General features: G+C 65.6%; 13 protein-coding genes. 9 read left to right on the top strand and 4 right to left on the bottom strand.

The annotated features are described in order from the left end of the window. Positions 1–7 precede the first annotated feature (7 nt). Together dapD and dapC are read right to left on the bottom strand one after the other, a co-directional pair. Complete coding sequence (dapD, locus tag L0962_RS17810) at positions 8–823, bottom strand: 2,3,4,5-tetrahydropyridine-2,6-dicarboxylate N-succinyltransferase (RefSeq protein ID WP_234087898.1); 816 nt, start codon at positions 821–823, stop codon at positions 8–10. 25 nt (positions 824–848) lie between these two features. Beyond that, positions 849–2,039 carry a succinyldiaminopimelate transaminase gene (gene dapC, locus L0962_RS17805; protein ID WP_234087897.1) on the bottom strand — a complete coding sequence of 397 codons (1,191 nt, stop codon included), beginning with the start codon at positions 2,037–2,039 and terminating at the stop codon, positions 849–851. Between the two features lie 227 nt (positions 2,040–2,266). Here dapC and L0962_RS17800 point away from each other — a divergent pair, with 227 nt between their 5' ends. The 8 genes from L0962_RS17800 (at position 2,267) to L0962_RS17765 (ending at position 13,490) form a co-directional block, all read left to right on the top strand. Next, positions 2,267–3,109 carry a hypothetical protein gene (locus L0962_RS17800; RefSeq protein ID WP_234087896.1) on the top strand — a complete coding sequence of 281 codons (843 nt, stop codon included), beginning with the start codon at positions 2,267–2,269 and terminating at the stop codon, positions 3,107–3,109. A gap of 181 nt (positions 3,110–3,290) precedes the next feature. Further along, complete coding sequence (smc, locus tag L0962_RS17795; protein ID WP_234087895.1) at positions 3,291–6,809, top strand: chromosome segregation protein SMC; 3,519 nt, start codon at positions 3,291–3,293, stop codon at positions 6,807–6,809. Continuing rightward, the gene (locus L0962_RS17790; RefSeq protein ID WP_234087894.1) at positions 6,810–8,105 is read left to right on the top strand and encodes a cell division protein ZipA C-terminal FtsZ-binding domain-containing protein; all 1,296 of its coding nucleotides are present in this window, start codon (positions 6,810–6,812) and stop codon (positions 8,103–8,105) included. It begins immediately after the preceding gene. After that, the gene (gene ligA, locus L0962_RS17785) at positions 8,105–10,495 is read left to right on the top strand and encodes an NAD-dependent DNA ligase LigA (protein WP_234087893.1); all 2,391 of its coding nucleotides are present in this window, start codon (positions 8,105–8,107) and stop codon (positions 10,493–10,495) included. The genes L0962_RS17790 and ligA overlap by 1 nt, the downstream gene beginning before the upstream one ends. A gap of 109 nt (positions 10,496–10,604) precedes the next feature. After that, positions 10,605–11,474 (top strand): UTP--glucose-1-phosphate uridylyltransferase GalU, encoded by an 870-nt coding sequence (galU, locus tag L0962_RS17780; RefSeq protein ID WP_234087892.1) that lies wholly within the window; start codon positions 10,605–10,607, stop codon positions 11,472–11,474. Beyond that, the gene (locus L0962_RS17775; protein WP_234087891.1) at positions 11,471–12,022 is read left to right on the top strand and encodes a hypoxanthine-guanine phosphoribosyltransferase; all 552 of its coding nucleotides are present in this window, start codon (positions 11,471–11,473) and stop codon (positions 12,020–12,022) included. Before galU ends, L0962_RS17775 begins: the two co-directional genes overlap by 4 nt. Then, positions 12,019–12,717: a class I SAM-dependent methyltransferase gene (locus tag L0962_RS17770; RefSeq protein WP_234087890.1), complete on the top strand. Its 699-nt coding sequence runs from the start codon at positions 12,019–12,021 to the stop codon at positions 12,715–12,717. Before L0962_RS17775 ends, L0962_RS17770 begins: the two co-directional genes overlap by 4 nt. A 2-nt stretch (positions 12,718–12,719) precedes the next feature. Next, on the top strand, positions 12,720–13,490 hold the full coding sequence (locus L0962_RS17765; RefSeq protein WP_234087889.1) for an S-methyl-5'-thioinosine phosphorylase: 771 nt from the start codon (positions 12,720–12,722) through the stop codon (positions 13,488–13,490). A gap of 36 nt (positions 13,491–13,526) precedes the next feature. Here L0962_RS17765 and L0962_RS17760 read toward each other — a convergent pair whose 3' ends face one another. Together L0962_RS17760 and map are read right to left on the bottom strand one after the other, a co-directional pair. Further along, positions 13,527–16,085, bottom strand: coding sequence for a [protein-PII] uridylyltransferase (locus L0962_RS17760; protein ID WP_234087888.1), 2,559 nt, complete (start codon positions 16,083–16,085; stop codon positions 13,527–13,529). After that, positions 16,082–16,885, bottom strand: a complete 804-nt coding sequence (gene map, locus L0962_RS17755; protein ID WP_234087887.1) for a type I methionyl aminopeptidase — start codon at positions 16,883–16,885, stop codon at positions 16,082–16,084. The genes L0962_RS17760 and map overlap by 4 nt, the downstream gene beginning before the upstream one ends. 329 nt (positions 16,886–17,214) lie before the next feature. Here map and rpsB point away from each other — a divergent pair, with 329 nt between their 5' ends. Next, entirely contained in the window at positions 17,215–17,961 is a 747-nt protein-coding gene (gene rpsB, locus L0962_RS17750) for a 30S ribosomal protein S2 (protein ID WP_234087886.1), read from the top strand. The last annotated feature ends 27 nt before the right edge of the window (positions 17,962–17,988 follow it).

The raw sequence follows: 17,988 nt of genomic DNA, 5'->3' as shown, positions 1-17,988 counted from the left end.
AGTGGGGTTAGGGGCGCAGCAGTTCGTTGATGCTGGTCTTCGAGCGGGTCTGGGCATCGACGCGCTTGACGATGATCGCGGCGTACATGCTGTAGGCGCCGTCACCCTTCGGCAGGTTGCCGCTGACCACGACCGAACCGCTGGGTACGCGGCCGTAGCTGATCTCGCCGGTGGCGCGGTCGTAGATCGGGGTGCTCTGGCCGAGATAGACGCCCATGCCGAGCACCGAGTTTTCTTCGACGACAACACCTTCGACGACTTCCGAGCGGGCGCCGATGAAGCAGTTGTCCTCGATGATCACCGGACCGGCCTGGATCGGCTCAAGCACGCCGCCGATGCCGACGCCGCCCGAGAGGTGAACGTTCTTGCCGATCTGCGCGCAGGAACCGACGGTGGCCCAGGTGTCGACCATGGTGCCTTCATCGACGAAGGCGCCGATATTGACGAAGGACGGCATCAGCACGACATTCTTCGCAATGTGCGAACCCTTGCGGGCGAAGGCGCCCGGCACGACGCGGAAGCCGCCGGCCTTGAACTGTTCCTCGCTCCAGCCCTGGAACTTGGTGTCGACCTTGTCGTAGAAGCGCACGTCGCCGGCTTCCTGGACGCGGTTGTCGCGGGTGCGGAAGGACAGCAGCACGGCCTTCTTGGCCCACTGGTTGACCACCCACTGGCCGTCGATCTTCTCGGCGACGCGCAGTTTGCCGCTGTCCAGATCGCCGATCACCGATTCGATGATCTTGATCGCGTCGGCGGATTGGGTGGTGAGTTCGGTACGCTTTTCCCAGAGTTCGTCGATGGTGGCTTGCAGCGGATGCGTCATGTGCTTTCTCTCTTGATGGTGATTGTCAGGCGAGTTTCTTGGCGAACTCGCGGATACGCCGGACCGCTTCGAGGCATTCCCCGAGACCGGCAACCAGCGCGATGCGGATGAAATTTTCTCCCGGATTGACGCCTTGCGACTCGCGTGCCAGGAAGCTGCCGGGCAGAACCACGACATTATAGTGTTCGAGCAGGCCGCGGGCGAAGTCGGTGTCGGCGATCGGCGTCCGGGCCCACAGGTAGAAGCCGGCGTCGGGCATGGCGGTACCGAGCACTTCTGCGGTCAACGGCGTGCAGGCGGCAAATTTCTCGCGGTATTGATTGCGGTTGTCGAGCACGTGCGCCTCGTCGTTCCACGCGGCGACCGACGCGGCCTGGACCGGTGGCGCCATCGCGCAGCCGTGGTAGGTCCGGTAGAGCAGGAAGGCCTTGAGCAGCTTGGCATCGCCGGCGACGAAACCGGAACGCATGCCGGGCACATTGGAGCGTTTCGACAGGCTGGAGAACATCACCAGCCGGTCGAACGAGCGACCGAGCAAGCGGGCGGCCTGCAGTCCGCCGATCGGCGGATTGGCCTCGTCGAAGTAGATTTCCGAATAGCATTCGTCGGAGGCGATGACGAAGCCGTACTTGTCGGACAGTTCGAACAGCGTTTTCCAGTCGTCCAGCGACATCACCTTGCCGGTCGGATTGCCCGGCGAACAGACGTAGAACAGTTGCACGCGCGCCCATTCTTCGGGTGTCAGTTGCTCGTAGTCGAAAGCGAAGCCGTTTTCCGGCAGGTTGTTCAGGAAGCGCGGTTCGGCGCCCGCCAGGTAGGCGGCGCCTTCGTAGATCTGGTAGAACGGATTCGGGCTGGCGACGATGGGCCGCGGGCGGCTGGCGTCGATCACCGACTGGGCGAAGGAGAAAAGTGCCTCGCGCGAGCCGTTGACCGGAAGAATCTCGGTTTCCGGATCCAGCGCGATGCCGTAGCGTCGTCCGCACCATTCGCCGATGGCATGGCGCAGCGCCGGGATGCCCAGTGTCGTCGGGTAATTGGCCAGGCCGATCAGGTTGTGCTGCAGCGCTTCCATGATGAACGGCGGGGTGGCGTGCTGCGGCTCGCCGATCGACAGCTTGATCTCCGCGTAATCCGGATTCGGCGTCACGCCGGCAAACAGCGCGCGCAGTTTTTCGAAGGGGTAGGGCTGGAGTTGGGCGAGATGGGGATTCACGGGGCTACGGACAGTACGGTCGAAAGCCGCGATTATCGCCGAAATCCGCCGGGCCGGCTCGACCGCCGGCGCGATCCCCGGGAATAGGTCGGCGGGGAGACGGCGGGGAGACGGCGGGGAGACGGCGGGGCTGTCGATGCCGCTGGTGCATCACTTCATTGAGCAAGTTTTGGGTGGCATGCGCTTTGCGTGGAACGGGCCTCGTCATTTACCACAGTGAGCTCGGCATGCTTTCGATCAATCCGCTTGGCGGTACCCAAGGACTGGTCTCCTATCTCGCGACAGCCCGCGGTACTGTGCCGGAAACGCCGGTGGCCGCTACCGCAAGCGCCGCTGCGAGCAGCAAAGTTAGTCTGTCGGCGGCGGCGATGGCGGCCCAGAAAGCCGAGGCAGCGGCAAAATCCGCCGGCATGGCTTTGCCGCAGTCGGTCCGTGACTGGTTCGACAAGGATTTCTCCGAGGATGTGTTGAGCGAAGCGCGGTCCCGGCTGGCCGCGATCCGCGAATCCGGCGCGCTCGGTGCCGAAGGTCCGCTCGGGCTGCCGCTGCAGCCGGAAAGCCAGGCGCTGCTCGACGATTTCCGCGCCGAGATGCGCAGCCTGTCGGCAGGCGGCCACGCGAACATGGACGAAACCGCATCGGCCCGCTACAACCTGCTGCTCAACCTGTCGATGCGCGTCCAGATGCAGGGTTGGCAAACGCCGATGGCCAGCGAGGCCGACGCTCAGCACGAGTTCGATGTTGCCAATGCGATGGCGGCGCTGGTTCGTGACGATCCGACGTTGGCGCCGCCGGCCGACACCAAGACGGAGGCCGGCAAGGGGCCAGAGACCCCGCTCGACAGCTGGTCGGAGCGCTGGCAGGCGGCCGGACTGGAGATGCCGTCGTTCAAACCGCTGGCGACGCGTTCGCTGTGGCTGCAGATGGCCGACGCCGCCGGTTTTTCCGAATCCGAATTCATGACCGCGGCGCGCGAGCTGGCCAGTCGTTTTGACGGTCATGCGCTGACCCGCCAGGTCGAGCAATTGATCGCCGGGCGCTACGCGCAGACGCAGGAAGCTGTCGGCTGAGCGTCCGCACGGTGATCGTCGGCGTTTGCCTTGCGCGGGAGTCGCCGATGCCACCGTTTCCCATCCGTTGCCCTGCCTGACGACGGCGTCCGGCCGGCGAGAAGGCGGCGCGCCGGGGCGGCGATGCTATCATTCGCCCCCATTCTTCCGGCATCGGCCGGAACCTCGCCCCGATTCGCGCATGCGTCTGACCAAACTCAAACTCGCCGGCTTCAAGTCCTTCGTCGATCCGACCCAGGTGTCCCTGCCCGGGCAGCTGGTCGGCGTCGTCGGTCCGAACGGCTGCGGCAAGTCAAACATCATGGACGCGGTGCGCTGGGTGCTCGGCGAGTCGAAAGCCTCGGAACTGCGCGGCGAGTCGATGATGGACGTCATCTTCAACGGCTCGACCAACCGCAAGCCGGTGTCGCGCGCCTCGGTCGAGCTGATCTTCGACAACTCGCTCGGCCGGGCCATGGGCCAGTGGTCGCAGTACGCCGAGCTGTCGGTCAAGCGGGTGCTGACGCGGCAGGGCCAGTCGGATTATTTCATCAACAACCTCAAAGTCCGGCGCAAGGACATCACCGATCTCTTCCTCGGTACCGGGCTGGGGCCTCGCGCCTACGCGATCATCGGCCAGGGGATGATCTCGCGCATCATCGAGGCCAAGCCGGACGACCTGCGCGTCTTCCTCGAGGAAGCCGCCGGCGTCACCCGCTACAAGGAGCGGCGCAAGGAAACCCAGGGACGACTGGAAGACACGCGGGAAAACCTGCTGCGCGTCGAGGACATCCGCGAAGAACTCGGCCACCAGATCGAGCGGCTGGCATCGCAGGCCGAGGTCGCCCGCCGCTACCACGCGCTCAACGAACAACTGGTGCAGAAGCAACAGTTGCTGTGGCTGCTCAGGAAGCGCGAAGCCGAGGCCGAACGTCAGCGGCTGGCGCTGGAAGTCGGCAAGGCGACGACCGATCTGGAAGCGCAGAGTGCTGCGCTGCGCGAAACCGAAGCGCGCGCCGAGGAAACCCGCGAGGCGCATTTCGCCGCCGGCGACGCATTGCATGCCGCGCAGAGCGACATGTATGCGGCCAACGCCGAAGTCGCCCGGCTGGAAGCCGAAATCCGCCATCGCCGCGAATCGCGCAGTCAGCTGGAAGCGCGGCTGGTCCAGCTGGAAGACGAACTGGCGCACTGGACGCAAAATGCCGAAAAACTTGCGGTCGACCGCGAACAATGGGAAGAAACGCGGGAACTGACCCGTTTGCGCGTCGACGAAGCCGAGGAAAGGCTGCACGCCCAGATGGATCTGGCGCCGCAGGTCGAGGAAGACCATGCGCAGGCGCTCGACGAACTGCAACGGCTGAAGGCCCGGTCGACCAACGGCGAGCAGAAGCTGGAAGTGGAGCTGACCAACAAGTCGCACGCCCAGCGCGCGCTGCAGGCGATTGCCCAGCGCCGCGAGCGGCTGCGCGACGAAACCTTCGGCGAGGCGCCGGACGAACTCGCGCTGGCCGAGAAGGAAGAAGAACTCGAATTGCTGCGCGAGGAACTGGCCGGCGACCAGGAACATCTGCAGCAACTGCAGGAAGAAATCCCGCAGCTCGATACGCGGCGACGGACGGTGCAGGGCGAACTGCAGCGCCTGGAACGCGAGCTGGCCGCGGCCCAGGCGCGCCGCGCAGCGCTCGAACAGATGCAGGCGAAGACCGCCGGCAGCGGCGAACTGCCGGCCTGGCTGCAACGCCACGGTCTGGCGACGGCGCCGGCGCTGTGGCAGAAAATCCATGTCGACGCCGGCTGGGAAACGGCCGTCGAAGCGGTGCTGCGCGAACGCTTGTCGGCGATTGCCTGCGACGATCCCGGCAAGCTTGCCGAATGGCTGCACGACCGCCCGGCGGCCCGGCTGTCGGTGCTTCTCGGCGATTGTGCGGTCGACGGCCCGTCGACCGCACAAAACCGTCTGGCCGACCGCGTGCGCGCCGACGATCCGGCGGTTCGCGGCGCGCTCGCCGACTGGCTCGCGCCGGTACTTACCGCCGAGACCCTGGCCGACGCACTGGCCCAGCGCCAGACGCTGGCGGCCGGCAGCGTCATCGTCACCCGCGGCGGCGATCTGCTGACCCGCGCCGGCATCACCTTCTTCGCGCCGGACCAGGGCGAGCACGGCCTGCTCGAGCGCCAGCGCGAGATCGAGGCGCTGGCCGACGGTGTCGCACTGGCCGAGGAAAAGGCCGAAACGCTGCGCGAGCAGCTGGCGCTGTTCGACGAGCAATACGCCGACAAGCAGGAAGAACTTGACGAGACGCGCCAGTACGTCAATGACCGCCAACAGCGCGTGCATGCCGTGCAGGTCGAAGTATTGAAGCTGAGCCAGGCGCTGGCCCGCTACAACGAACAGAAGGAACGCGTCGCCGAGCAACTGGCCGAACTGACCGAGGAAGAAGAAGCCGAGCGCGAGCGCGACATGGCCGCCGACGAGCGCATCGCCGAGATTCGCGACGGCCTGAACCGCATCCGCGTGCTGGTCTCCGGCGCCCAGTCGCGGCTCGACGAGTGCGAGCGGGCGGTGCGTGCCGAACGCGAGAAGAATGCCGACTTCGATCGTGCGCTGCGCGAGGCGCAGTTTGCCGCCCGCGAGGCCGAAAGCCGGTTGCAGGACATCTTCGCGCAGCAAGCGGTGGCCCAGCGCGAACTCGGCCGCATCGAACGCGACCGTCTGGCCTGCGCCGAGCAGGTTCAGGCGGCGCCGGCCGATGTCATGGAAGAACAGCTGCAGCAGGCGCTGGAAGCCCGCCAGGTGGCGGAAAAGGCGCTGGCCGGCAAGCGCGATGCGCTGGAAGAAGCCACCCAGGCCTTACGCGCCTTCGAAGAGCAACGACTGAAGATCGAGCAGGGCCTGGAACCGCTGCGTGCGCGGATCGGCGATCTCAAGCTGAAGGAGCAGGCGGCGGCGCTCAACGCCGAGCAGTTCGCCATGCAACTGCTCGAAGCCGGCGCCGACGAAGCGGCGCTGCTGCCGCTGATCGGCGAAGCCTCGGGCAACGCGCTGCGCCCGTCGTCGCTGCAGGGCGAAATCACCCGGCTGACCAACGCCATCGCCGAACTCGGCGCGGTCAACCTGGCGGCGCTGCAGGAACTGGAGACGGCGAGCGAGCGCAAGGGCTACCTCGACATGCAGGCGGCCGACCTGACCGAGGCGATGGAAACGCTGGAAAACGCCATCCGCCGCATCGACCGCGAAACCCGCGACCTGCTGCAGAACACCTTCGATACGGTCAACGGCCATTTCGGCAAGCTTTTCCCGGAACTGTTCGGCGGCGGCCGTGCCGAGCTGGTGATGACCGGCGAGGAAATCCTCGACGCCGGCGTCCAGGTGATCGCGCAGCCGCCGGGCAAGAAGAATTCGACCATCCACCTGCTGTCCGGCGGCGAGAAGGCGTTGACCGCGATCGCGCTGGTCTTCTCGATGTTCCAGCTCAATCCGGCCCCGTTCTGCCTGCTCGACGAGGTCGATGCGCCGCTCGACGATAGCAATACCGAGCGTTTCTGCGGTATGGTCAAGAAAATGTCCGGTGCCACGCAGTTCCTGTTCATTTCCCATAATAAAATCGCCATGGAAATGGCCGAGCAGCTGGTCGGCGTGACGATGCAGGAGAGCGGCGTGTCGCGCGTGGTCGAAGTGGATATCGAAGAAGCCTTGAAGATGAGGGATGCGGCTTAAATGACCGAGCTTCAACTGGGAATGATCGGCCTCGCCGCCGCCGCGGTGGCGGGCGTGGTCGGCTACAACAAATGGCAGGAATACCGGCATCGCAAGGTGGCGGAGTCCGTTCTCAAACCGCAGCACGACGATGTGCTGCTCGAACGCAGCCAGCGCCAGCCGGCGCCCGAGCCGGTGCTGCCGCCGGCCGACGAAACGCCGGCGGCGCCCTGGGAAACGGCGGTCGAGCGGCAGGAACCGATGTTCGCCGAACCGCCTGCGGTCGACGAGGTCGTCGAAGCGGAAATCCCGCCGCCGGTCTATGCCGACCTGCCGGCGCCCGAACCCGAACCTGTGCCCGAACCCGAGCCGGTTGCGGTCGTCCCGCCCGTAGTCGAAACGCCCGCCGCCGAACCGGCACCCGTTGCGCCGCCGCCCGTCCGCGCGACGGCGGTCGAGGAAATCCATATCGACGTGCCGGCCGGCGACGTGCCCAGCGAACTGCTCGACCCGCGTCTCGAATTCATCGTCGCCATGGAACTGGTCGAAGCGGTACCGGCGCGCCAGATCGTGCAGTCGCAACGCGATACGCTGCAACGCCTGCACAAGCCGGTGCATTGGATCGGCTTCAACGAGAAGACGCGCGAATGGGAGCGTCTGCGCTCGGACAGCGAACTGCCGGTGCGCCGGCTGCGCGTCGGCCTGCAACTGGTGAACCGGCTGGGACCGGTATCGGGCGGCGATCTTGCCACCTTCACCGGGGCCATGCAGGCGCTGGCCGACGAACTGACCGCGGTGGCCGACATGCCGCCGTCGCGGGTACTCGACCAGGCGGCCGAGATCGACCGTTTCTGTGCTGCGGTCGACCTGGAAATCGGCCTAAATCTGGTCAGTCGCGGCACCGCCTTCCCCGGCACCAAGATCCGCGCGCTGGCCGAGGCCGCCGGCATGACGCTGGGTCTGGACGGCCTGTTCACCCGGCACGACGATGCCGGCCGCGCCCAGTTCTGCCTGCAGAACTACGAGAGCACGCAGTTCTCGCCGGATAGCCTGCGTTCGCTGAGCACGCACGGGCTGACCTTCCTGCTCGACGTGCCGCGCGTCGATCACGGCGAACGCGTCTTCCAGCAGATGGCCGAACTGGCCCGGCGTTTCGCCGAGACGCTGAACGGCGCGCTGGTCGACGACAACCGCCAGCCGCTCGGCGAAGCGCAGCTCGACCACATCCGCCGCGAATTCATCGGCAAGCCGCAGGCCACGATGCAGTCCTTCGGCCTGCCGGCCGGTTCGCCGCAAGCCCTGCGCCTGTTCTCGTGATGGCCGATTCGCCGCTTGCCGGCCGCGCCGCCTGGCTGCGCGCCGAACTGGCGCGTTACGATCACGCGTACTACGTCCTCGACGAACCGCTGGTGCCGGATGCCGAATACGACCGGCTGTTCCGCGAGCTGGCCGATCTGGAAACCGCGCATCCCGAACTGTCGACCGCGGATTCGCCGACGCGCCGGGTCGGCGGCCGGCCGCTGGCGCAATTCGCGCCGGTACGTCACGACCTGCCGATGCTGTCGATCCAGACCGAAACCGATACCGGGCCGAGCGGGGCGCTCAACTTCGATGCGCGTATCCGGCGCGAACTGGAACTGGCGGCCGACGCGGCTGCGGTCGACTACGCCGCCGAGCTGAAATTCGACGGCCTGGCGATCAGCCTGCGCTACGAGCACGGTGTGCTGGTGCGCGGGGCGACGCGCGGCGACGGCACGACCGGCGAGGACGTCACGCAGAACCTGCGCACGCTGCGCCAGATTCCGCTGCGCCTGACCGGCGACGCCGCCGACATCCCGCCGCTGCTCGAAGTGCGCGGCGAGGTGTACATGCGGCGCGACGATCTGGAGAAATACAACGCGGCGGCTGCCGCGCGCGGCGAAAAGACCCTGGTCAATCCGCGCAACGCCGCTGCCGGCAGCATCCGCCAGCTCGACCCAGCGATTGCCGCCAGCCGGCCGCTGTGTTTCTTCGCCTACGGGCTGGGCGCGGTAGACGGCTGGGATTTGCCGAAAACCCACGCCGGCATCCTCGATGCGCTGGCTGCTTTCGGCCTGCCGGTCTGCGAACATCGTGCCGTGCTGTCGGGCGGCGAGGCGCTGGCCGGTTTCCATCGACGGATTGCCGAGCTGCGCGACAGCCTGCCGTTCGACATCGACGGCGTGGTGTACAAGGTCAACGACCTGGCCTTGCAGCGCCGTCTCGGCTTCCGCTCGCGCGAGCCGCGCTGGGCGGTGGCGCACAAATATCCGCCGCAGGAAGCGTTGACCGTGGTCGAGGCGATCGACATCCAGGTCGGCCGCACCGGCGCGCTGACGCCGGTGGCGCGCTTGCAGCCGGTGTTCGTCGGCGGCGTCACGGTGACCAACGCGACGCTGCACAACGCCGACGAGGTCGAGCGCAAGGGCGGCCTGTGCGTCGGCGACACGGTGATCGTCCGGCGGGCCGGCGACGTCATTCCGGAAGTCCTCGGCGTCGTCGCCGAACGTCGGCCGGCCGACGCCGTGCCGTTCGCCATGCCCGATGCCTGCCCGGTGTGCGGCGCACATACGGTGCGCGAGGAGGGTGAGGCGATCATCCGCTGTTCCGGCGGTTTTTCGTGCCGCGCGCAGCGCACGCAGGCGATCCTGCACTTTGCCGGCCGGCGGATGATGGACATCGAAGGACTGGGCGAGCGTTTCGTCGAGCGTCTGGTCGAATTCGATTACGTGCATGGCGTCGCCGACCTGTACAAGTTGCAGCTCGACGATCTGCTGGCGATGAAGCGGCGTGCCGACGAAAAGGACGGCGTGACGCCCGAAACGGCGAAAGCCGGCAAGATTCCCACGCGCTGGGCCGAGAACCTGCTGGCCGGGATCGAGGCCAGCCGGCAGCCGAGCCTGGCGCGGCTGCTGTTCGCCCTGGGAATTCGTCATGTTGGCGAGTCGACCGCAAGAACGCTGGCCGACTGGCTGGGCAGCATCGAGCGCGTGCGTCGCGCGCCGGCGCCGCTGCTCGCCGTGCTGCCGGACATCGGCACGACGGTGGCGGCGGCCATTGCCGATTTCTTTGCCGAGGAACGCAACGTTGCCGCCGTCGATGCGCTGCTGGCCGCCGGCGTCCAGCCGGCCGACGAGCATGCGCCGAATCCGGCGCTGGCCGAGCGGCTGAACTGGGTCGAACTGTACGCCGCGCTCGGCGTGCCGAAATTGACGCCGGTCCGTGCCCGCCAGCTGGCCGGCGTTGCCGACGGCGCCGCGCTGGCCAACGGCACGGTCGATGCCGCAACGCTGTCGTCGGCCGGCTTGCCGGGCGAGGTCATCGATGCCTTGCTCGACTGGCTGCAACGGCCGGGCATGCGCGGTCTGCTGGCCGGCGTGGCCATGCGTCGCAACGAACTGCTGGCCGCCTTGCCGGCGGCGGTCGACCTGCCGCCAACGCAGGATTCCGCCGTCACCGGCAAAACCTTCGTGCTGACCGGCACGCTGCCGACGTTGAAGCGCGACGACGCTCGCGACATGATCCTCGCCGCCGGCGGCAAGGTGTCCGGCTCGGTGTCGAAGAAAACCGATTTCGTGGTGGCCGGCGAAGAAGCCGGCTCCAAACTCGACAAGGCGGTCGAACTGGGCGTCGCGGTGATCGACGAGGCGATGCTGCTCGAAATGCTGAATACAGGGAGTAATACATGAAAAAAGTCAGGAAAGCGGTGTTTGGTGGTGGCCGCCATGCCAAAGCATGGCTTAACACCGGCTATGCCGGGTTAGCCTGCGCTGAAAACGGCTTTCAAGGGAGTATGAAATGAAAAAAGTCAGGAAAGCCGTTTTCCCGGTTGCCGGCATGGGGACGCGTTTCCTGCCGGCGACCAAGGCCAGCCCGAAGGAAATGCTGCCGATCGTCGACAAGCCGCTGATCCAGTACGCGGTCGAGGAAGCGGTGGCGGCCGGCATCACCGAGATGGTTTTCGTCACCGGTCGTTCGAAGCGGGCGATCGAGGATCATTTCGACAAGGCCTACGAGCTGGAAAGCGAGCTCGCGGCGCGCGGCAAGCAGCAGATGCTGGAATTCGTGCAGAACATGATTCCGAAGAGCATCAACTGCATCTACATCCGTCAGCCTGAAGCCCTTGGTCTCGGCCACGCGGTGCTCTGCGCCAAGCCGGTGATCGGCGATGAGCCGTTCGCGGTGATCCTGGCCGACGATCTGCTCGACGGCACGACGCCGGTGATGAAGCAGATGGCCGACACCTACGATTACTACCGCTGTTCGGTGCTCGGCGTGCAGGACGTGCCGCGCGCCGACACGCGCAGCTACGGCATCGTCGATGCCCGTTCGGTGGCCGAGCGGCTGGAGCAGGTCAACGCCATCGTCGAAAAGCCGAAGCCGGAAGAGGCGCCGTCCACGCTGGCCGTGGTCGGCCGCTACATCCTGACGCCGCGCATCTTCCATCACCTGGAGACGATCAAGCCCGGTTCCGGCGGCGAAATCCAGCTGACCGACGGCATCGCCTCGCTGCTCGCCGAGGAGCAGGTGCTGGCCTATCGCTACGACGGCACGCGCTACGATTGCGGTTCCAAGCTCGGCTACCTGCAGGCGATGGTTACCTTTGGCCGTCGCCATCCCGAAATCGGCGCCGATTTCGACGCTTACCTGAAATCGCTGGAGGCATGATGGATCGACTCGAAGCGCTGGCCATGCGGGCCGATGCCGAAGTGATCTTCGACGAAAAAACCGTCCAGGCGGCGGTCGACCGCGTCGGCGACGAAATCTGCGCGCGGCTGACCGAAGCTTATCCGCTGGTGCTGTGCGTGATGACCGGCGGCGTGGTGTTCTGCGGTCAACTGCTCACCCGGCTGCAATTTCCGCTCGATTTCGACTACCTGCACGCGACGCGCTACGGCGCCGAAAACGAGGGCGGCAAGCTGGCCTGGCGTGCGGCCCCCTGGAAGTCGGTGAAGGGGCGCACGGTGCTGGTGGTTGACGACATTCTCGATGAAGGCATCACGCTGGCCGCCGTTCGCCACAGTCTGCTGCAGCAAGGCGCCAGCGAAGTGCTGGTGGCGGTTCTGGCCGACAAGGCGCACGGCCGCCCGAAGCCGATTGCCGCCGATTTCGTCGGCCTGAGCGTGCCCGACCGTTTCGTGTTCGGCTGCGGCATGGATGCCGGCGGCGCCTGGCGCAACCTGCCGGCGATCTACGCGAAGAAGGAAAGCGCGTGAGCGGTCGGACGGTCGCCGATTTTCTCGCCTACTGGCAGAACGAGGGCGACGCCTACGCACGGCACGGCGATTATGCCTGGATGGCCGCGCAGGTCGCCGGCCGGCGCGTGCTGGAAATCGGCTGCGGACCGGGTTTTGGCACGCAGGCGCTGGTCGACCGCGGCTGTACGGTGCTCGTCGTCGATACCTTGCCCGAATGCCTGGCGGCGGCACGCGAAAGGGCCGGGCAGGGCGTTGCCACGCTGTGTGCCGACGTGGGCGCGCTGAATGCAGCGCAGCACGCGGAAATTCAGGCGTTCGCGCCGGATGCCGCGGTTTGCTGGCTGATGGGTGCGCCAGCCGAAACCACCGGTGCCGGCGGGTCCGATGGCGGCAACGCTGTGGCCGCCTATCGCGAGAAGGTGCATCGTGCGGTCGCCGAGCTGGCCGCCTCGTTGCCCGGCATCGGCCAAGTGCATTTCGTCGACCGCACGGCGATTCCCTGGCAGGCCAAGGATATCGGCCGCGATACGCTGGTCCGCTACCATCTGGACAAGACGCTGCGCGACCTGCCGTTTTCGGCGACGCGCAGCGATGCGCTGTACCGCAAGCTGGACGACAAGGTCGTCGACCTGCGGCGTCCCGGATCGAACCACCCGGCGCTGAAGAGCGTCGCACCCGTGCTGGCCTCGCTGCTGGCGCACAGGAGATACTGAACATGCTGGCCATCATCGGCGGCAGCGGACTGACCACGCTGTCCAATCTCGACGTCTCGCACCGCGAAGTGGTGCGCACCCCCTTTGGCGAACCTTCCGGCGCGCTGGTCTTCGGCCGCATCTGCGATCAGCCGGCGGTTTTCCTGCCCAGGCATGGCTACGGTCACACCATCGCGCCGCACATGGTCAATTACCGCGCCAACCTGTGGGCGCTGCATCAACACGGCGTCAGCGGCATCATTTCGGTGGCTTCGGTCGGCGGCATCCGTGCCGACCTGGGACCCGGCGTGCTGGTGGTGCCGGACCAGATCATCGATTACACCTGGGGCCGCCCGTCGACCTTTTTCGAAGGTCCCGGCAAGCCGGTAACCCACGTCGATTTCACCGAGCCCTACGATGGCGCGCTGCGCGCCCGCATCCTCGAAGCGGCCCGGCAGTTGTCGATCGACATCAAGGAAAATGCCGTCTACGCGGCAACGCAGGGGCCGCGGCTGGAAACGGCCGCCGAGATCAACCGGCTGGCGCGCGACGGGGCCGACATCGTCGGCATGACCGGCATGCCGGAAGCGGTGCTGGCGCGCGAACTGAACATTCCCTATGCGGCGATCAGCCTGGTCGCCAACCATGCGGCCGGGCGGGGCAGCAGCCTGCACGGCATCCAGTTCGCCAGTCTGGAAACGGTGCTGCAGGAGTCGATGGGCCGCGTGCGGGCGATCATCGAAACGGTGGTCGGCTGCCCGCAGGCCTGCCAGCCGCTCGGCTTGTCGGTCTGACCGTGCGGCCCGCCGTTTCGGCGGCAGGCCGCAGCATCAGATCTTCAGACGCTCCATCAGCTCGGTTTCGAGCCGGATGCGATTGGCGGTGTCGCGCAGGTCGCCGCCGCTGATCAGGAAGACGTCCTCGGCCCGCTCGCCCAGCGTGGTGATCTTGGCGGTATGCAGGTTGGCACCGTGCTGGGTCAGCGTGTTGGCGACCGTGTAGAGCATCCCGGGACGGTCGGCGGCGGTCAGGGTCAGGATGAAATGAGCGCCCTTTTCGTCGCCCCGGATGCTGACTTCCGGCTTGATCGGGAAATGCTTCACCTGCCGCGACAGGCGGCCGGACGACGGGGCTTCCGGCGGCGACTGGCGGATCAGCCGTTCCTCCAGTTCATGCTCGATGAAGGGCAGCATGTCGCGTGCGTTGTCGCGGTTTTCGATGTCGAGCAGCACGAAGCTGTCGAGCGCGTAGCCGTGCGCCGTGGTGTGGATCTTGGCATCGACGATGCTGTAGCCGGCGCGGGCAAAGAAGCCGACGATACGGGCAAACAGGTCGGGCTGGTCCTGCGTGTAGACCATCACCTGCAGGCCGACGCCTTCCTGCCACAAGCGGGCGCGGACGACCGGCTGGTTGTTGAAGATGCGGTAGTGCAGCGAACGTGTGTGCCAGGCGATTTCCTCGGCCGAATGGCGCAGGAAATAGACCGTGTCGAGCTGCTTCCACAGGCGTTCGTGAACGGTATCCGACAGCGCGAAGAAGCGCAGCAGGCGCATCGCCTCGGCCTGCCGTTCGGCGATGATGCCGTGCGCCTGCGGGGCTTCGTCCTGGCTGAGGAAATGCAGCGTCTGGAAGTAGAGGTCGGCCAGCAGCTTGCCTTTCCACTGGTTCCAGACCTTGGGGCTGGTGCCGCGGATGTCGGCATGAGTCAGCAGGTAGAGCGCCTGCAGGTGGCGGACGTCGCCGACCAGGGCGGCGAATTTGCCGATGACCTGCGGGTCGGTGAGGTCTTCCTTCTGGGCAACCTGCGACATCGTCAGGTGGTTTTTGACCAGCCAGACGATCAGTTCGGTGTCGGCTGCGGTCAACCCGTGGTTTTCGCAGAATTCCCGGGCGTCGACCGTACCCAGTTCGGAATGGTCGCCGCCGCGCCCCTTGGCGATGTCGTGGAACAGCGATGCGACGTAGAGCAGCCAGGGGTCGCCGAATTCGTTGATGATGCGCGAGCACAGCGGGTACTCGTGGGCGAATTCGCTCATCGTGAAGCGGCGCAGGTTGCGCAAAACCTGAAGGATGTGCTGGTCGACCGTATAGACGTGGAAAAGGTCGTGCTGCATCTGGCCGACGATGCGGCCGAAGGCGGGCAGGTAGGCGCCGAGGATGCCGAGCTGGTTCATCCGCCGGCATTCGTGAACGATGCCGCGCTCGCTCTGCAGCAGGCGCAGGAACATCGCGCGGTTGGCCGGATCGTCGCGGAACGACTGGGTCATCGTGTCGGCGGCGATCCACAGTGCACGCAGCGTGCGCGCCGTCATCCCTTGCAGTTCGTGACTTTCCTGCATGATCAGGAAGGCATCGAAGACCAGCGACGGGTGGTGCTCGAACAGCTGTTCGTCACGGATGTCGAGCAGGCTGCCGATCATCTGGAAATGCTCGTCCAGCGGTTGCGGCACCTGTTCGGCCTCGGGGGCCAGCGCTGCCCCCATGTTCTGCAGCACGATGGTGTTGAGCAGCGTCACGCCCTTGGCGTTCAGGTAGTACTCCTGCATCAACTGCTCCGACGGACGTTTTCCGTCGCAGCCGGTGAACCCGTAGCGCTGCGCCAGCAGGGTCTGGTAGTCGAAGAGCAGGCGATCCTCGCGCCGGCCGACCTGAAAATGCAGGCGGATGCGCAGGTGCTGCAGGTAGCGCTCGAACTGCTTGCCGAAGGTCACGCCTTCCTGGCTCATGATGCCGCTGGTTTCCAGCGCTTCCCAGGTCGAACCGTAACCGGCGGCCTTGGCGATCCAGAAAATGACCTGGATGTCGCGCAGGCCGCCGGGCGCTTCCTTGAAATTCGGTTCCAGGCTGTAAGGGGTTTCGTTGAAACGCAGGTAGCGTTCCTGCTGCTCCAGGCGCTTGGCTTCGTAGAAGGTAAGCGGATCGAGGTTGCCGAACAGGCGCCGACGGAAAGTGGCGAACAGCTTGTCGCTGCCGGTCAGCAGCCGGGCCTCCAGCAACGCCGTCTGCACCGTGATGTCGGCGGCAGCTTCGTTCAGGCATTCGCTGATGGTGCGCACGCTGTGGCCGATTTCCAGACCGATGTCCCAGAAATGCCCGACCAAGCGTTCGAGTTTGGCTTCGGTTGCAGCGCTGGCGGCTTGCGGCAACAGGATCAGCAGATCGATGTCGGACGCCGGGTAGAGTTCGCCGCGCCCGTAGCCGCCGACGGCGGCCAGCGTGATCGAGGTCGGGAAATCGAGCGCCGACCACAGGCGGCACAGGATGTCGTCGACATCGGCGCTGCGCTGGCGCAGCAGGGCAGGGGCGTCGCCGTCGCGTTCGTAGGCTTCGCGCAAGGCAAGCTGGCGTGCCTTGACCTCGGCCCGCAGTGCCGCGACATCGACACTCACGGCGTGATCCAGTCGGGCTTCGGGCGGCTGCCGTCGGAGACCGTCAGTACCTCGTAACCGGTTTCGGTGACCAGCACCGTGTGTTCCCATTGCGCGGACAGGCTGCGATCCTTGGTGACGATCGTCCAGCCGTCGGGCATCTCGCGGATCGCCGCCTTGCCGGCGTTGATCATCGGCTCGATCGTGAAGATCATGCCGGGCTCGAGACGGACACCGGTACCGGTCTTGCCGTAGTGCAGGACCTGCGGGTCTTCGTGGAATTTCTTGCCGATACCGTGACCGCAGAATTCGCGGACCACCGAATAGCCGTTCTTCTCAGCATGCTTCTGGATGATCGCGCCGATATCGCCGAGATGGCCACCCGGACGAACGACCGAAATGCCCAGCCACATGCATTCGAAAGTGATCTCGCACAGCCGCCTGGCCTGGATCGAGCCCTCGCCGACGATGAACATGCGGCTGGTGTCGCCGTGGTAGCCGTCCTTGATCGTCGTGATGTCGAGGTTGATGATGTCCCCGTTCTTCAGCACCCGGTCGCTAGGCACGCCATGGCAGACCTGCTGGTTGATCGAGGTGCAGATCGATTTCGGATAAGGGTCGTAGCCCGACGGCGCGTAGTTCAGCGGTGCCGGGATGCAGCCCTGCACATCGACCATGTAGTCGTGGCAGAGCCGGTCGATCTCTTCGGTGGTGACGCCGGCCTTGACATAGGGTTCGATGTAGTCGAGGACTTCGGCAGCGAGCCGGCAGGCGATGCGCATTTTGGCAACGTCTTCGGCCGTCTTGATCGTGATGCTCATGGGGATTCGGGAGATTTCAAAGCAGCAAGGATAAAGGAAAGGGGTGGGGCGACGCAAAGACCGTCGGGTTCGTCTGCCTCGCCAGGTCTTTGTCCGCGTGGGGCTTCCGGGGTTCCCCGCGGGATCCCGGGAAATACGTCGGAGACTTCTATTCATCGGCCATTCTGCTATAATCCGCAGGTTTTTCCCGGCCTGTCCGGCTGGAAAAAACGGCTGTCCGCGTGTTGCGGGCGGTCAAATCCTCACATCCGCCGATTAAGGGTGTTCGTCGCAATAGGCGTCGGACGTTGGCGGCGGATGGCGGTTCAACCCTTAATAGGAGTTATGCAATGTCCGTTACCATGCGCGAAATGCTGGAAGCCGGTGTCCACTTCGGCCACCAGACCCGTTTCTGGTCCCCCAAGATGGCCCCGTACATCTTCGGTGCCCGCAACAAGATTCACATCGTCAACCTCGAAAAGACCCTGGCCAAGTACAACGAAGCCATGGCTTTCGTGAAGAAGCTGGCCGCCAATCGCGGCAACATCCTGTTTGTCGGCACCAAGCGCCAGGCTCGCGAAATCCTCGCCGAAGAAGCCGCGCGCGCCGGTGCTCCGTATGTTGACCAGCGCTGGCTGGGCGGCATGCTGACCAACTTCAAGACGGTCAAGACCTCGATCAAGCGTCTCAAGGACATGGAACTGGCCGTCGAAGCCGGCGACCTGGAAAAGATGTCCAAGAAGGAAGCCCTGACCTTCCGTCGCGAACTGGAAAAGCTGCAGAAGTCGATCGGCGGCATCAAGGACATGGCTGGTCTGCCGGACGCCATCTTCGTCATCGACGTCGGCTACCACAAGATTGCCATCACCGAAGCCCAGAAGCTGGGTATTCCGGTCATCGGCGTGGTCGATACCAACCACTCTCCGGACGGCGTCGATTACGTCATTCCGGGTAACGACGACTCTTCGCGCGCCATCCAGCTGTACGCCCGCGGTGTGGCCGATGCGATCCTCGAAGGTCGCAGCCAGGTTGTCGCCGACATCGTCGCTGCCGGCGGCGACGACGAATTCGTCGAAGTCGAAGAAGCAGCCGAGTAATCATCTAGTTGTAACGGCGGGAGTTCA

The organism is Azonexus sp. R2A61, assembly GCF_021401135.1.
Lineage (GTDB): Bacteria > Pseudomonadota > Gammaproteobacteria > Burkholderiales > Rhodocyclaceae > Azonexus.
This window is presented reverse-complemented; position numbering and strand designations above follow the sequence as displayed.